The sequence below is a fragment of the Phenylobacterium sp. genome (assembly GCF_030697305.1).
Taxonomy (GTDB): Bacteria; Pseudomonadota; Alphaproteobacteria; order Caulobacterales; family Caulobacteraceae; genus Phenylobacterium.
Map to the genome: position 1 here is coordinate 1 of NZ_JAUYQL010000048.1, position 15,777 is coordinate 15,777.

Genomic DNA, 15,777 nt, shown 5'->3' on the forward strand with positions numbered 1-15,777 from the left:
CTGGAGATTGGAGCCGATTTCCGGCGCCGATCGCGACGTGGTGGAGGTCATCCGCCTGCCGCCCGAACAGGAGGAATTCGCAGGCAGCCTGGACGAGGTCTTCGGGCGGCTGAACGAGAGCGACGCGGTCGGACTGGAGCAGGGCTTTGCGGTGGTGGAGCCGTCCGGCGAGATCGTAGGCTTCTTCGTCTTGCGCGAAGGCTTGCGTCGCCCCCCCTGGGCGCCGCCCGGCACCGTCAGCCTGCATAGTTTCCGCGTCCGTCCGGGCCTTCAAGGCAAGGGCGTCGGCCGACGGTGCATTGCGCTGTTGGAAGAATGGTTTTCCCGCGAGCGGCCGGTGCAACCCCAGTTGATGCTGGCCGTGAACGCTCGCAACGCCCCGGCCATCGCCGCCTATCAAAAGATCGGTTTCATCGACACCGGCGACCGGTACGAAGAAGGCCACGGGCCGCAGTTAATCTTCGTCAAGCCGATGGGCTAGGGGCTCCACATTGCCCCTTGGCTCGCGCCTCGCGAGCCCAGAGGATGACGATCTAGTTGCTAAATCGAACCCACAGTCTTCAGCCGCGCCTTCGGGTGGATTTCGTTTTGGCTCAGGACAGGGGTCTGGCCGCGGAAGCGTTCAATGATCGAGCGCACATAGGGGCGGATCTGCGGGCTGGTCAGCAGCACCGCGCTTTCGCCGGCCAGGGCGGCGCGCTCGAAACTGTCGCGCACCAAGCGGATGAAGTCCTGCAGGCGCGAGGGAGCCAGGGCCAATTGCTTCTCATCGCCCGAACCGATCAGGGCGTCGGCGAAGGCGTTCTCCCATTCGGCCGACATCGTGATGATCGGCAGCGATCCGTCGTCCCCGCGATAGGCGAACGAGAGCTGGCGGGCCAGACGGCCGCGAACCTGTTCGACCAGCAGGGTGATCGATTGGGTGTGCGGAGCCGCCTCACCGATGCCCTCGAGGATCGCCGGCAGGTCGCGGATCGACACCCGCTCGCGCAACAGCGCCTGCAGCACGCGCTGGACTGTGGTGGCCGACACCACGCTGGGGATCAGGTCCTCGACCAGCTTCTTCTGCTCGGTCGGCAGTTCCTTCAGCAGCTTCTGCACCTCGGCGTAGGAGAGCAGGTCTGGCATGTTTTCCTTCAGGATCTCGGTCAGGTGCGTGGTCAGCACCGTGGCCGGATCGACGATGGTGTAGCCGCGGAACGTGGCCTCTTCCCTCAGGGATTCGTCGATCCACGTGGCCGGCAGGCCGAATGCCGGCTCACGCATATGCTCGCCGGGAATGTCCACCTGGCCGCCCGAGGGGTCCATGGCCATCAGCGCTCCGAGCCGAACCTCGCCGCCGCCGCCTTCCATTTCCTTGATGCGGATCATGTAGCCCTGCGAAGGCAGGCGCATGTTGTCGAGGATGCGCACCGCCGGCATGACGAAGCCGAAGTCGGCGGCCAGCGTCCGGCGCAGCGCCTTGATCTGGTCGGTCAGGCGACGGCCTTCCAGGTCGTTGATCAGCGGCAGCAGGCCGTAGCCAAGTTCGATCTTGATCTCGTCGATGGCCAGCGACTGGCTGATCGGCTCTTCCTGATCCTGCACGGGCGTATTGGCTGGAACGATGTCGATGGGCGGCGGCTTGGCCGCATCCTGGGCGCGTTTCCAGGCCAGGAAACCGGCGCCGGCCGCCAGGGCCGCGAACGGAATGATCGGCATGCCGGGGATCAGCGCCAGCATGCCGGCTGAGGCCGAGACCATGCCGAGCGCGATCGGGTTCATGGCGAGCTGGGCGACCAGGGCCTTGTCGGCCGATCCGTCGACGCCCGCCTTCGACACCAGGAAGCCGGCGGCGATGGAGATGATCAGGGCGGGAATCTGGCTGACCAAGCCGTCGCCGATGGTCATCAGGGTGTAGGTGGCCGCGGCTTGGCCGAGTGGGACCTTATGCTGCACCACCCCGATCAGGATGCCGCCGATGATGTTGATGGCCACGATGATCAGGCCGGCGACCGCGTCGCCGCGCACGAACTTCGAAGCGCCGTCCATGGCCCCGAAGAAGGTCGATTCCTGCTCGAGCTCCTTGCGGCGGGTCTTGGCCTCGGTCTCGTCGATCAGTCCCGACGACAGGTCCGCGTCGATCGCCATCTGCTTGCCGGGCATGGCGTCGAGGGTGAAGCGGGCGGCGACTTCGGCGATCCGTCCCGAGCCCTTGGTGACCACCACGAAGTTCACGATCACCAGGATGATGAACACGATCAGGCCGATGACGAAGTTGCCGCCCATCATCAGCTTGCCGAAGGCTTCGATGATCTTGCCGGCGCCGTGGGTGCCCTCGTGCCCATGGCCGAGGATCAGCCGCGTCGAGGCGAGGTTCAGGCCCAGGCGGAACAGGGTGGCGACCAGCAGCACGGTCGGGAAGGCGGTGAATTCCAGCGGCCGCTTGATCAGCAGCGAGGTCATCAGGATCAGCACGGCGCTGGTCAGCGACAGGGCCAGCAGCGTGTCCAGCAGGAACGCCGGGATCGGGACGATCAGCAGGACGACGATGCCGACGACGCCGATCGCCATCGCCACGTCGCCGCGCGCCACCCAGCCCCACACCTCGCGCGCACTAGGCGCGCCGCGGGGGCCTGAGATCCTGGCGTCGGTCATTCCGCGTTAGGCCGCGTGGGCGCCGGCTGCGCCTTGCGGAGCGGGGACCGCGACGCCGGCGTCGCCGTAGTCACGCAGCTTGTTGCGCAGGGTGCGGATCGAGATGCCCAGCAGGTTGGCGGCATGCGTGCGGTTGCCCAGGCAGTGCTGCAGGGTGTCGATGATCAGCTGCTGCTCCATGGCGGCCACCGTCTGGCCGACGAAGGCGCGGCTGACGGTCTCGGCGGCGAAGGAGGCGGCCTGGGCGGCGCGCGAACCGGCGTCTGGCGCGCTCAGCGGCTGGCCGTCGGGAAGGCGCACGGCCGCCTCCTCGATCTCCGGCCCCGGCGACAGCAGCACCGCGCGGTGCATGGCGTTCTCGAGCTCGCGCACGTTGCCCGGCCAGCGGTGTCCGGCCAACCGGCGACGGGCCTCCGCCGAGAGCGTCTTGTTCTCAACCCCGTTGGCGGCGGCGTACTTGCGCGCGAAGTGCTCGGCCAGCGCCAGCACGTCGCCCGGGCGTTCGCGCAACGGCGGCAGGCGCAGGTTGACGACGTTCAGGCGGTACAGCAGGTCCTCGCGGAACGCGCCGTCCTTCACTGCCTGGGCGAGATCGCGGTTCGAGGTGGCGAGTACGCGGATGTCGATCTTGACCGGCTTGGTCCCGCCGACCCGGTCGATCTCGCGTTCCTGCAGGGCGCGTAGCAGCTTGGCCTGCAGGCGCACGTCCATCTCGGAGATTTCATCCAGCAACAGAGTGCCGCCGCTGGCTTCCTCGAACTTGCCGATGCGCCGGGCGACCGCGCCGGTGAAGGCGCCCTTCTCGTGGCCAAACAGCTCGCTTTCCAGCAGGTTGTCGGGGATCGCCGCGCAGTTGACGGTGATGTAGGGGCGCTGCGAACGGCGCGATTTCTGGTGGACGTAGCGGGCGATGACCTCCTTGCCGACGCCGCTTTCGCCGGTGATCAGGATCGAGGCGTCGGAGGCCGCGACCTGGTCTGCGACGGCGATCACCGCACGCATGGAATCGTCGTGCACCACCATCGGGCGGTTGTCGTCGGAGACGGCGGCCAGGACCGCCGCGATCAGCTCGGCGTCCGGTGGGAGCGGGATGAACTCCTTGGCCCCGGCACGGATCGCGTCCGCGGCGCGCTGGGAATCGGCGCCCACACCGCAGGCGACCACCGGGACAGTGATCCGCTCGGCCTCGTTGGCCGCGATCAAGGCACCGATGTCGAGTTCGTAGTCGACCATCAGCAGGTCCGCGCCCTGTCCGGCGCGCAAAGCATGCGTAGCCGCCGCGATGGTCTCCACGTGGCTCACCTTGGCGCCTGCGGCCATCGCCATCTTCACGGCGGTGGACAGTTGCCCGTTCAGTTTTCCGACGACCAGAAGCCGCATCGATTATCTCCCAGAACACGCGCCGTCGTCAGGCCGCAGTGTCTCCGTCCTTGATGATTTCAGTCATGGTCACGCCCAGCCGCTCGTCGACGATGACGACCTCGCCGCGCGCCACGAGGCGGTTGTTCACATAGATGTCGATCGCCTCGCCGACCTTGCGGTCCAACTCCAGCACGCTGCCCTGACTGAGCTGCAGAAGCTGGGCGACCGACATCGTGGCGCGGCCGAGCACGGCCGAGATGTTGACCGGGACCTCGAAGACGGGGGCCAGGTCCGAGGCGTTCTTCTCCTCGAGGTCGATGGACGTCTCGGCCGCAGGGCCGTCGTCGGGAGCGAATTCGTCGAGCTTCAGTTCAGTGTCGGACATGGCTCAACTCTCGTGACCGGGGATGAGGGGTTCAGCGTGAAGTCCCTCGGCGGCGAGCGCCGCGTCGAGGGCTGCGGCAACGCGTTCGGCGGCGGCCTGCGGATCGAAGCTCGCCGATCCGTCGCCGAAATCGAGGGTGAAGGCGCAGGACGGGAGGCCGGCGCCCGGCCGCACCACCAGCGCGCCCGGATAGCCGATCGCCTGGGCGGTCTCGGCGAGTGCGCTCTCCAGGCCATCGACCAGCTCCGGCGACACGGTCGCGACCAGCCTGGGGGACGCCTCGATCTCGCGCGATAGCACTTCCATCGCCGCCTGCAGCGGGGCGTGGGGGAAGCGGAACAGGGCGGCGTCGGCAATCGCCCGCCCGCAGGCGAGCGCCAGGGCGGCGGAGCCTTCGCGGTGACCGTGCGCCACCTCGGCCAGCTTGGGCATGGCGGCGCGGCAGGCCTCGGCGAGGCTCGAAAGCGCCCGCGCCTGCATGGCGGCGACCTCGGCGAGGGCCGCGGCGCGACCGTCGGCGAAGGCGGTCTCGCGCAAGGCCGCGGCCTCCTCGGCCGTGTACAGGCGCTTGTAGCGGGGCGCTGAGAACTCCGTGTCGCCCTGACCGTCGAACACGGTGTCGAAGCCGAACTTCTGGGGAGCCTGGGTCATCGGGCGGACCTCGGCGCCATGGCGCGGAAAGGGGAGGGGGGCGGGCGCATCAGTAGATCAACTCGTCGTCGCCGCCGGCGCCGGCCAGCATGATCTCGCCCTTCGCGGCGAGGTCCTTGGCCACCTGGACCATGTTCATCTGCGCCTGGTCGACGTCCTTCAGGCGCACCGGGCCCATGCCCTCCATGTCCTCGCGCATGATCTTCGCCGCGCGTTCGGACATGTTGGAGAAGAACATCTCGCGCAGGGCGTCGGACGCGCCCTTCAGGGCCAGGCCGAGCTGGTCCTTCTCCACCGCCCGCAGCAGCGTCTGGACGCCGCCCGGGTCCAGTTTCGACAGGTCCTCGAACACGAACATCAGGGCGCGGATGCGCTCGGCGCTTTCGCGGCTGCGCTCTTCCAGGGCGGCGATGAAGCGCGCCTCGGTCTGGCGGTCGAAGGCGTTGAAGATCTCGGCCATCATCTCATGGCTGTCGCGCTTGGAGGTGCGCGCCAGGTTCGACATGAATTCGGTGCGCAGGGTCTGCTCGATCTTGTCGAGGATCTCGCGCTGCACCGGCTCCATGCGCAGCATGCGGGTCACGCATTCCAGCGCGAAGTCCTCGGGCAGCGACCCCAGCACGCGGGCTGCGTGCTCTGACTTGATCTTCGACAGCACGACGGCGACCGTCTGCGGATATTCGTTCTTCAGATAGTTGGCGAGCACGGCCTCGTTCACGTTGCCGAGCTTGTCCCACATGGTGCGGCCCGCCGGACCGCGGATCTCCTCCATCAGGTTCTCGACCTTCTCGGAGGGCATGATCGCGGCGAGCAGCTTCTGGGTCTGTTCGAACGAGCCCATGATCGCGCCGGCCCCGGACATGCCGGAGACGAACTCGACCAGCAGGTCCTCGACCACTTGCGCCGAGACCGTGCCGAGACTGGCCATGGCCTGGGAGACCTCCTTGATCTCCTCCTCGTCCAGCGAACGCCAGATGGTCGCGTGGTCCTCGCCCAGCGACAGCAGGATCACGGCGGCCTTTTCCGGGCCGCTGAGACGCGAGGCGTCTACGATCGTCTTGCCCTTCAGCCGCGTGCTCATGCGCTGTCATGCAGCCATGAGCGGAGGATCGAGACCGACTCCTCCGGATGCTTCTCGACGAATTCCGAGACCCGCTTGACGGAGCTCGCCTTCACCTGGCCCTCGATGCGGGCGATGTCGATCTTCTGGTCCAGCTCGCCCTGCGGGCCGGCGATGGCCAGCGGTTGACCAGTGGCTGGATCGACAGCGAGCTGCATCGACTGGCCGCCGGGGCTGGTGGCGAGGTTGGTCACGCCCGGCAGGAAGCCGCCGCCGCCGCCCGCGCCGCCGGCGCTGCGCAGCAATGGACGGACCACGAACAGCATGATCAACACCGCGACGATCGCCAGGATCAGCAGTTCGACGCCACGCATGATGTCGTTTTTGTCGAAGCCCATCAGCGGGTTCGCCGCGGTCACCCCGTCCTGGTCGTCAACTGAAGGGAAGCGGACATTGACCACAGTCACCTGGTCGCCGCGGTCGGAGCTGAAACCCACGGCCGTGCGCACGAGCTGCTCGATGCGCTGCATCTCCTGGGCGCTGCGCGCGGTGTAGGCGCCCGGTTTGCCGCCCGCGCCGGCCGCGGTGACGCCGTCGACGGCGACCGCCACCGACAGGCGCTTGACCTGGCCGGGTTCCTGGATCTCGGTGCGGGTGGTCTTGGAGATCTCGTAGTTGGTGGTCGACTCGGTGCGGCCGGCGGAGGACCCGGCCTCGCCCTCGTTGGGTCCCACGCCGCCCGGGATGTTGTTGGAGGCCGAGACCTGACCGTTGTCCGCCGGCTCCTTTTCCTTGGAGCTTTCCTCGGTGGTGGACTCCGAACGGATCACCTGGCCGTCCGGATCGAAGGTCTCCTGCTGGACCGTGACGCGCGACTGGTCGAGATCGGCGGTGACGTTGACCCGCGCCTTGCCTGGCCCGACCACGCCCTCGACCAAGTTCTTCACGGTCTTGGCGATGCGTTGCTCGTATTCGTTCTTGCGGCCGTCGGCGGCTTCCGAACCGTCCGTGGGGCCGGAAAGCGTGTTGGCGTGCTGGTCGACTACGGTGACCCGCTCGGGCTTCAGGCCCGGAACCGCCGCACCGACCAGGTTCTGGATCGCTTTGACCTGCTCGCTGCCTGGCTCGCGGGCGCCGACGCCGATGGTCACCGCGGCGCTCGGCGGATCGACTTCTTCTTCAAAGAGCTGGCGCTTCGGCAGCACCAGGTGGACACGGGCCGAGGTCACGCCGTCCAGGCTGCGCACCGTGCGGGCCAGTTCGCCTTCCAGGGCGCGCTGGCGATTGAGTTGCTGGACGAAGTCGGTCTGCCCCAGCGCGTTCGACTGGTCGAAGATCTCGTAACCCACCGAGCCGGAGGTCGGCAGGCCTTTGCCCGACAGCATCAGCCGGGTGGAGGCGACCTCGTCGCGCGGCACCATGATCGTCGCGCCGTCGCCCTTCACCTCGTACTTCACGCCCGACTGGTCGAGCGCCTGGGTGATTGAGGCGGCCTCTTTCATGTCGAGGTTCGAGTAGAGCAGGGCCTTGGGCTGGCCGAGGTTCATGGTCAGGGCGACCAGGGCCGCGGCGACGCCGGCGCCGATGCCGAGGATCGCCATCAGACGCCCGACTCCGAACCGCTGAACCATCGCCGCAAACTGGTTCAAGCCTGGAGTCTCCCTGCGCAACGGCGCTCGCGCGATCAGGAGATCGCCGACGCTAGGCAGGATTTACCCAGTGCTTGGTAAACGGGGCGTTTAAGCGGGACAGTAATTACCTAGCGATCGGCGAATTGCGCCGGTCAGCCGCTCCAGGGGCTGAGGGCGCCCCAGGTCCACAGGACCGCGGAAAACGCGCCGTAGATCAGCACGGTCAGCGTGAAGCCAGCCTTGCGCAGCGGCGTCCAGCTATCGACCCGCCGCCCGCCGCGCCACACCGCCGGCAGGGTCACCACCGTGGCCACGGTGAGGGCCGCGGCGACCAGCGCGCAGGCCGAGGCGATCACCAGGAACGGATGCGGCCAACCGTACATCACCTCGGCGGCGTCGCCGGTCTTCGCCGCCCAAGCGACGAACAGGGCGATGGCGGTGAGCCAAAGGGCCGCCTGCGTGTTCTGCAGGAGCGCGATACGGCTCTGGATGCTGGTCTGGCGGAACTCGCGGCGGTCGCGCGTCACCACGCCGCCCAGCGTGGCCAGAGCCGCCAGAGCGGTCAGACCGGCCAGCAGCGCCAGCGTCGGCGGACGCCGCCAGAACCCGGCGCGTTCGAAGAGATCGCCGCCCGACGAATCCTGGAAGGTGCGCCCGTCGCTCTCGACGTTGAACGCCAGGCGCTGGTTACCCATCGTGTCGATGAAGCGGCCCTGTCTCGCGTCGCCGTCGGGTGTCCATTCGCGCCCGCCCAATAGCAGTCGCCCAGCCGGGGTCACCTGGGAAGAGACGCCGCCACGCAACATGTCGACGAACGCTTCAAGGCCGCCCCGCGCGCGGCCGGCCGGGAGATAGTACCCATCGTAGAGGTGGGCGGACTGGGCCAAAGCCGGGTCGCCGGCCCGAGGGAACGACTGGTCACCGGTATAGAAATGCCGGATGAGCGCCTCCGGCGCCTCCTGCGTCAGCCGCGCGCCGGTCTCAGTATTGGCGGCGATGAACACCCCCAGGCCCAACGCGGGCGCCAGCACCATTCGGGTGCGGAACGACAGGGTCTCTCCGTCATGGCCGTAGCCGCGCACGCCGCCCGGCAGATCATAGACCACGAAGCCATGCGCCCAGCCGTTGATGCCCGGCGCGGTGCGGCGAAGCGGCGTGCGGAAGGCGCGCGCTGCGACCGGCCCGAACACCGTGGCGTTCTCCAAAGTGCCGTTGTTGAGCAACATCAGCATGTAGCGAGACATGTCTCCCGCGGTGGACGAAGCCGAGCCGGCGGGCGCGATGTGGCCCATGTATTCGAACGGCCGCGCCTCGAAGTGGCCGCCGACCCAGCGATAGCCATCGGAGAGCCCGGCGGCCTGCGCCGCGGACATCGGTCCCGGCAGGCCCTGACGGACCGGCCGCGCCTCGCGGAAGGTGGTGCGCGACAGCCCCAGCGGTACGAAGATCTCGTCCTCCACCAAACGCTCGAACGGCTTGTCGGCGACATAGGAGACGGCGGCCCCGGCCAGCGCCACGCCGTAGTTGGAATAGGTCGAGGCCTCGCCCGGCGCGCGGGCGCGGCGCGGCCGCTCCTGGCGCAGATACTGTTGCAAAGGCCGCTCGCGCTCGTAGCGTCGCTCCATCAGGTGGCCGAGCTGGCGGGTCTCGAATCCGGCGGAATGGTCCATCAGCTGGCGCACGCGCACCGGTTGGGTGAAGCCCTGGTCGCGCACCTGCAGCCGCTCCGGCAGGTAGAGATTGATCGGCGCCTCCAGCCCCATGCGGCCGGCCTCGACCTCCTTCATCAGGGCGATCCAGGTGAAGGTCTTGGAGATCGATCCCAGGCGGAACAGCGTGCGGTCGGGATCGACGCGGCGGGCAGGCGAAAGGCTCGCGAACCCATAGCCCTTCTTCATCACCACCTGGCCGTTCTGCACGACCGCGACGGTGACGCCGGCGATGTGGTCGGCGGCCATGGCGTCGCGCACCAGGCCGTCGACGAACGGTTCCAGTTCGCCCGGTGGCAGCGCTTCACCAGTCGCGAGCCGTGCGCCTTGGGCGGTGGTCGGCAGCAGGGCTCCGACCACGGTCGGGACGACGGGCGCCGGCGCTTGGAGCTTGGTCGTGGCGGGGCGGGCAGGGGCCGCGCGGCGCACGGGGGCGGGCTTGGGTCGGAGCTGGGTGTAGGGGATGGGTGCGCTGGGAACGGCGGGCGTCGCAGCCGCCGGAGCCGTCGCCTCTTGAGCCGACAGCAGGGGTGGACAGACGAACAGCGCCGCGAGGACGGCGACGGCGGCTTTGGCGAGGCGACTCATCGGAGGATTTTCCGCGTGCGCTGGGCGTCTAGGGAGCGACGTCTTGTAGGGCGCCCGACAGAGTCGGCAAAGGCCCGCGACGCATGTCAGCGCGACGCGGCTGTGTGCAGTTCGAAGGTATAGAGCGGCAGCATCGGCCGCAGCGCCGCCCCGATCCACACCTGCGGCTCAGACGGCGGCTGCATGCCCTCCTTCAGCTCGCGCGCCGCGACGCAAGCCTGGGCGAGGGTCGCCAGCTCGGGGAAGTCGTGGGCGGCGCCCGCCGACTGCAGGAAGCAATCGTCGAAATACGGGTACTTGTCGGACTCACCGCAGCCGAACGACGTGCGGTCGGGGCGGGCGGCGGTGAGGATCATCCGGTTCGGCCGGGCGAGTTCGGGAATGAACACGCCCGAGAAGCATGCCGAGATGACCACGATGGTTGGTCGGTTGGCGCAGGTCCGATCCAGGATCGCACCCAGCAGCGCCGGCGCCAGCAGATTCTGATCGACGACCACGCCCTGCGGCGCGCCGTGCGAGCTGAAATAGACCAGGCAACCGCCGGTCGCCCGACCCGCCACCTCGTTCAGGGCCTCGTAGATCGCCTTGGGGTCAGACTTGAGCGGGCGGGTGTCCCTGTAGCGTTCGGGGCGTACCGAGAACTGGCGCACGTTGGCCGGCGAGAAGCCCATGCCGGTGAGAGCACGCGAGACGTCGCGCCGGGCGTTGTCGAAGGCTTCGGACGGACCGCCGGAATGGGCGTGCCAGTCGCCGGCCACCACCACCGCAGCCCAATCCTCAAAAGGCCCCGCGGCCAGCGTCGGCGTCGGCGTCGCCTGGACGACGAGTGCAAGCGCGGCGGCGAGCATGAGGCGCAGCGGGCGGATCACCGCGTCACTTTTTCCGGAATTGGTCGAGGGAGACGATCTTGGCCTCTCCGTCCGCGGGCTCCGCGGCGGGTTTCGCGACCTCGCTCGGGCCAGCGACCGCAGAGGGCGCAGAAGCGGCCGCGCCGCCGGGCGGCTCGAACTGCAGCAGGAACTGCACGCTGGGATCGTAGAAGCGGGTGAGCGCCGCGTAGGGCACGGACAGGCGCTTGGGCTGACCGCCGAAATGCAGGGTCACCGAAAAGAAGGTCTCGCCGGGGGCCAGGTCCCAATAGCGGTGCTGCAGGACGATGGTCATCTCGTCCGGGTACTTCGACAGCAGATCGGTGGGGCCGGAGACGCCGGGGGCGTCGGTGCGGAAGGTGATGTAGAAATGATGCGCGCCGGGCAGACCTTCGGGCGCCGCGGCCTTCTTCAGCGCAGCCTTCACCACGCCGCGCATGGCGTCCTGGGCCATCGCTTCGTAGTGCATCAGATCCTGGGCGGGCGGATCCTGCGCCATGGGAACTCCGTTGGTCGGAAGGCGCGAAGCGTAACGCGTCGAACGCTCCGCGAAAAGCCGGCTCGACGCGTAGGTGCGCGTTATTCTGATGGGCGGCTGTCGGTGAAGGAAAGTGGAGGGGTTCTGTTGCCAGGCCCCCTCCGAGCCCCGCCTGACGCTGCTAAGACATCAGGGCTTTAGGTCGAGAAACGACCCGCCACATTACGCGGCGAGGCGAACCTCTTCAGCGAAGTTATCGTTCGCATTTAGTTTAAGGCCCGGAACGGTGGGCAAGGCCGAGAGAAAGCAACACCTTTAGACGTCTGTCGATGCTGATCGGCCCCGCGCTTTCCGGCGATACCCGGAAAGGAAGATTGGTGGAGCCGCCGGGAATCGCACCCGGGTCCAGTCCGCTTATGACGTGCGCGTTTATCTCCATAGTCAGGGCGAACCCTGACCCCCCCAATATAGGCGCGTGGGCCGCGGATTAGAAGGCTGCGTGTGTCAGCGGCGACAATCCGCTCACTCTGGGGGCGCGGGCGCGGTGTTTTCTGGCGCGGGTTCGAAGGTCGGCGGCTGTGCGCGCGCGTCGGGTGCGGCCTTCAGGGTCCCGCCGCCTTCCACGAGACTGCGGTAGGCGTCGCGCGCGCCGCTGAAGTCGATCCTCGGGAACAGCACGTCGATGCGCGGCTCGTGCCCGGCCGCGGCGCGCAAGGCCGGTTCGAGCGCATCGGCGATCTGGCCGAACTCGGCGCTGTCGCACGCGCGTCTGAGCGAGCGCGAGCGCCCTGGGACCACCAGGGTCACGTCGTAGGCCACGCCGTCGACACAGATGGCGTCGCTGGACCCGCCGCTCTCAACCACGCGCACGTCGCGCGGCGCGTTCCACATCGGATGCTCACGCAGCGCCAGGAACGTGCTCGCCGCGCCGTCGGGCAGGGCGGCGTCGAAGCCCACCCGGCGTGCGATCCCCGGCTCGCAGCAGGCGAGGCCGGCGCGCGCCTGGACAAAGGCCTGGCCGTCGCGACGCACGGTGATGCGGGTCACGGTCTGGCGCACGCTCCCGGCGGGCCTGGTCCACACCTCCAGGATCAGCTCGCCCTGGCGCAACACCTGGGTCTGCAGCGGCGGCAGGCCCCACAGGCGATATAGTGTCGGCTCCACGCCGCTGTCGACCGCCGTCAGGCGTTCGCGGGCGGCCAGCTTTCGCCCGCCCAGCGGATCGGCGGCCTCCGCGGGCTTGGGCCGCTCGTCGTCCCACCAGCTTTTCGGATCGGGGGCGGGGAAGGGCCAGACCTGGGCTTCCCAGGCCGGCGTTCCGGCCGGCGCCTGCGATTGCGGCGGCGGTGGCGGCCGCCGCCGCAGGGTGACCTGGGCGCTCACGGCCTCGGCGAGGGTGGCCGCCAGCAGCAGGCCCAGCGAGATCGAACGTCCCCAGGCGCGCGGCATGGCGGCTGGCCTCCTACATCGCCTCGGCGCCCCGGGTGATGGAAAGCACGCCGGTGCGCGACAGTTCCACCAGCCCCAGCGGGCGCATCAGGTCGACGAACTTGTCGATCTTCGACGAGGCGCCGGTGAGTTCGAACACGAAGCTCTCCTGGGTGGTGTCGATCACCTTGGCGCGGAAGATGTCGGCGACGCGCAACGCCTCGACGCGGTCGGGCCCGCTGCCGCGCACCTTGATTAGCGCCAGCTCGCGCTGCACCCCGTTCGGGTCGCGGGTGACGTCCTGCACGTGGCGGGTGGAGACCATCTTCTCCAGTTGCGCCTCGATTTGGGCCAGCACCTGCAGGGTGCCGCGGGTGACGATGGTCACGCGGCTGGTGTGGGCGCGCCGATCAGTCTCCGCGACGGTGAGGCTTTCGATATTGTAGCCCCGCGCCGCGAACAGCCCGACCAGCCGGTGCAGTACGCCCGGCTCATTGTCCACCAGCACCGCATAGGTGGCGAGGTTCTCGGCCTCCACCGCATGGTCGAGGTCGTAGACGGAGGCCGGCTGGGGATCGGGCATGGGGGCGCACGCGGTTTTCTGTGAAATCTCTGCGCCACGACCTGTCACAAGCCGACGGCCGCCGCAACGTCGGGCTTTACAGGTGGCGCGTCTCGGCCGGCGGCTCGAACCAGTTGTCGTGACGGCCGTCCATGTAGCGGACCGGCGCACCGATCAGCGCCTCGGGCGTCGCGTCGTCGAGGCAGTTGACGTTTACCGACACGTAATCGCCGCCGATCTCCTCGACGTAGCCGCGGCTAAAGGAGCGGACGCCGCAGTCGCGGCAGAACAGGCCGTGACTGCTCTTCGTGCCGAACTGATAATCGCTGAGCTTGTCCTCACCTGCCAGGAGACGGAACGCGTTGGGTTGCACGATCGCCGTCCAGGTCCGAGTCTTGGTGCAGATCGAGCAGTTGCATCTGCCCGTGCCGGCCGCGAGGTCGATGTCCGCCTCGTAGCGCACCGACCCGCAATGGCAGCTGCCGTGATAGGTCTTCAGCATTCCCGAGGCCTCCGCCCGCCTAAACCAGCCGCTTGCCGGCGTCGTCGATGATCGAGCCGAGGTCGCGGGCTTCCTCGGCCATGATCATCTCGTTGTGCGCCTTGCCCGAGGGAATCATCGGGAAGCAGTTCTCCAGCTTGGTCACCCGGCAGTCGAACAGCACCGGGCGGTTGACCGAGATCATCTCGCGGATCTTGTCGTCCAGTTCGTCCGGGTGGTCGGCGCGCAGGCCGACGCAGCCGAAGGCGTCGGCCATCTTCACGAAGTCCGGCAGGGACGACGAATAGGAGTGCGAGTAGCGCTCGCCGTGCAGTAACTGCTGCCACTGGCGCACCATGCCCATCCACTCGTTGTTCAAGATGAAGATCTTGATCGGCAGATCGTGCTGAATGGCCGTCGACATCTCCTGCATGGTCATCTGCACGCTGGCGTCGCCGGCGATGTCGATGACCAGGCTGTTCGGGTGGGCGATCTGCACGCCGACCGCGGCGGGCAGGCCGTAGCCCATGGTGCCCAGGCCGCCGGAAGTCATCCAGCGGTTCGGCTCGTCGAAGTGGAAGAACTGCGCCGCCCACATCTGGTGCTGGCCGACCTCGGTGGTGATGTAGACGTCCTTGCCGCGGGTCAGTTCGTACAGCCGCTGGATGGCGTGCTGCGGCTGGATCAGCTTGTCGTCCTTGCGGTAGCGGAAGGAATCGCGCGCCCGCCAGGTCTCGATCTGGCGCCACCACTCGGCGATGGCGGCCTGATCCATCGACAGCTTGCGCGCTTCCCACGCCGCGATCAGGTCCTCCAGCACGGAACCGGCGTCGCCGACCAGGGCGATGTCGGTGCGCACGTTCTTGCCGATCGACGAGGCGTCGATGTCGATGTGGATCTTGCGCGAGGTGGGCGCAAACGCGTCCAGCCGGCCGGTGACCCGGTCGTCGAAGCGCGCGCCGACCGCGATCATCACGTCGCAGTCGTGCATCGCGTTGTTGGACTCGAACGAGCCGTGCATGCCGACCATCCCCAGCCACTTGGGGTCGGACGCCGGAAACGCGCCCAGGCCCATCAGGGTCGAGGTCACCGGCGCGCCGGTCATCTCGGCGAACTTGCGCAGCAGTTCGGCGGCGCGGGGGCCGGAGTTGATGACCCCGCCGCCAGTATAGAGGATCGGGCGGCGCGCCTGGGCGATCATGGCCACGGCCTCGGCGATACGCGACGGCTCGGCCTTGGTGCGCGGGTGGTAGCCGTGCGCGAACTCGACCTCTTTCGGGCCTTTGTAGATCCCGGCTGCGAACTGCACGTCCTTGGGCATGTCGATGACCACCGGGCCGGGGCGGCCCGAGGTGGCGATATGGAACGCCTCGTGGACGATGCGCGGCAGCTCCTCGACGCTCTTCACCAGGTAGTTGTGCTTGGTGCAGGGGCGGGTGATGCCGATGGTGTCGCATTCCTGGAAGGCGTCGGTGCCGATCAGGTGAGTGGCGACCTGGCCGGTGATGACGATCAGCGGGATCGAGTCCATCAGCGCATCGACGATGCCGGTGACCGCATTGGTCGCGCCGGGGCCGGAGGTGACCAGGACGACGCCGGGCTTGCCGGTGGAGCGGGCGTAGCCCTCGGCGGCGTGGGTCGCACCCTGCTCGTGGCGCACCAGCACGTGGCGCAGCCGGGGCTCGGCGAACAGGGCGTCATAGATCGGCAGCACCGCGCCGCCGGGATAACCGAAGATCACCTCGACGCCCTGGTCGATCAGGGCGCGCACGAGGATTTCCGCGCCGGTCATCGTCGCATCCTGGGGCTTGGCGTCGGCTTCGGCGGTGATGGTCTGCTGGGCTGTCATGGTCCGGACCTGGGTTTGGGCGACAAAGCTTTGGGCAATAAAAAAGGCCCGCGAGGGGCCTGGGCAAGCGACCGCTGTCGGCTGACG

At 68.3% G+C, this 15,777-nt stretch carries 14 protein-coding genes and 1 other RNA gene; 1 reads left to right on the forward strand and 14 read right to left on the reverse strand.

Annotated features, from left to right (window positions below; genetic code table 11):
- Positions 1-481 (forward strand): GNAT family N-acetyltransferase (locus Q8R27_RS05650; protein ID WP_305698091.1); only part of this gene is annotated, 481 nt, incomplete at its 5' end.
- 59 nt (positions 482-540) lie between these two features.
- Here Q8R27_RS05650 and flhA read toward each other — a convergent pair.
- From flhA to Q8R27_RS05720, 14 genes are all read right to left on the reverse strand, one after another.
- Positions 541-2,553 carry a flagellar biosynthesis protein FlhA gene (gene flhA, locus Q8R27_RS05655; RefSeq protein WP_371134656.1) on the reverse strand — a complete coding sequence of 671 codons (2,013 nt, stop codon included), beginning with the start codon at positions 2,551-2,553 and terminating at the stop codon, positions 541-543.
- Between the two features lie 90 nt (positions 2,554-2,643).
- A complete protein-coding gene (locus Q8R27_RS05660; RefSeq protein ID WP_305698093.1) occupies positions 2,644-4,017 on the reverse strand; it encodes a sigma-54-dependent Fis family transcriptional regulator in 1,374 nt (457 codons plus the stop codon).
- A gap of 28 nt (positions 4,018-4,045) precedes the next feature.
- On the reverse strand, positions 4,046-4,384 hold the full coding sequence (gene fliN / locus Q8R27_RS05665) for a flagellar motor switch protein FliN (RefSeq protein WP_305698094.1): 339 nt from the start codon (positions 4,382-4,384) through the stop codon (positions 4,046-4,048).
- 3 nt (positions 4,385-4,387) lie between these two features.
- A complete protein-coding gene (locus tag Q8R27_RS05670) occupies positions 4,388-5,035 on the reverse strand; it encodes a flagellar assembly protein FliH (RefSeq protein ID WP_305698095.1) in 648 nt (215 codons plus the stop codon).
- A gap of 49 nt (positions 5,036-5,084) precedes the next feature.
- Positions 5,085-6,116 (reverse strand): flagellar motor switch protein FliG, encoded by a 1,032-nt coding sequence (gene fliG, locus Q8R27_RS05675; protein WP_305698096.1) that lies wholly within the window; start codon positions 6,114-6,116, stop codon positions 5,085-5,087.
- A complete protein-coding gene (gene fliF / locus Q8R27_RS05680; protein WP_371134654.1) occupies positions 6,113-7,744 on the reverse strand; it encodes a flagellar basal-body MS-ring/collar protein FliF in 1,632 nt (543 codons plus the stop codon). The genes fliG and fliF overlap by 4 nt, the downstream gene beginning before the upstream one ends.
- Before the next feature lie 134 nt (positions 7,745-7,878).
- Positions 7,879-10,023 carry a serine hydrolase gene (locus Q8R27_RS05685; protein WP_305698097.1) on the reverse strand — a complete coding sequence of 715 codons (2,145 nt, stop codon included), beginning with the start codon at positions 10,021-10,023 and terminating at the stop codon, positions 7,879-7,881.
- A gap of 86 nt (positions 10,024-10,109) precedes the next feature.
- The gene (locus tag Q8R27_RS05690; RefSeq protein ID WP_371134655.1) at positions 10,110-10,892 is read right to left on the reverse strand and encodes a C13 family peptidase; all 783 of its coding nucleotides are present in this window, start codon (positions 10,890-10,892) and stop codon (positions 10,110-10,112) included.
- A gap of 4 nt (positions 10,893-10,896) precedes the next feature.
- Entirely contained in the window at positions 10,897-11,391 is a 495-nt protein-coding gene (locus tag Q8R27_RS05695) for an SspB family protein (RefSeq protein WP_305698098.1), read from the reverse strand.
- Between the two features lie 111 nt (positions 11,392-11,502).
- Positions 11,503-11,867: a transfer-messenger RNA gene (ssrA, locus tag Q8R27_RS05700) on the reverse strand.
- Positions 11,868-11,892: 25 nt separating this feature from the next.
- Positions 11,893-12,819, reverse strand: a complete 927-nt coding sequence (locus Q8R27_RS05705) for a hypothetical protein (protein WP_305698099.1) — start codon at positions 12,817-12,819, stop codon at positions 11,893-11,895.
- Between the two features lie 13 nt (positions 12,820-12,832).
- Entirely contained in the window at positions 12,833-13,381 is a 549-nt protein-coding gene (gene ilvN / locus Q8R27_RS05710) for an acetolactate synthase small subunit (protein WP_305597215.1), read from the reverse strand.
- Between the two features lie 76 nt (positions 13,382-13,457).
- Entirely contained in the window at positions 13,458-13,862 is a 405-nt protein-coding gene (locus tag Q8R27_RS05715) for a GFA family protein (protein WP_305698100.1), read from the reverse strand.
- Positions 13,863-13,881: 19 nt separating this feature from the next.
- Positions 13,882-15,690 (reverse strand): acetolactate synthase 3 large subunit, encoded by a 1,809-nt coding sequence (locus Q8R27_RS05720; RefSeq protein ID WP_305698101.1) that lies wholly within the window; start codon positions 15,688-15,690, stop codon positions 13,882-13,884.
- Positions 15,691-15,777 lie beyond the last annotated feature (87 nt).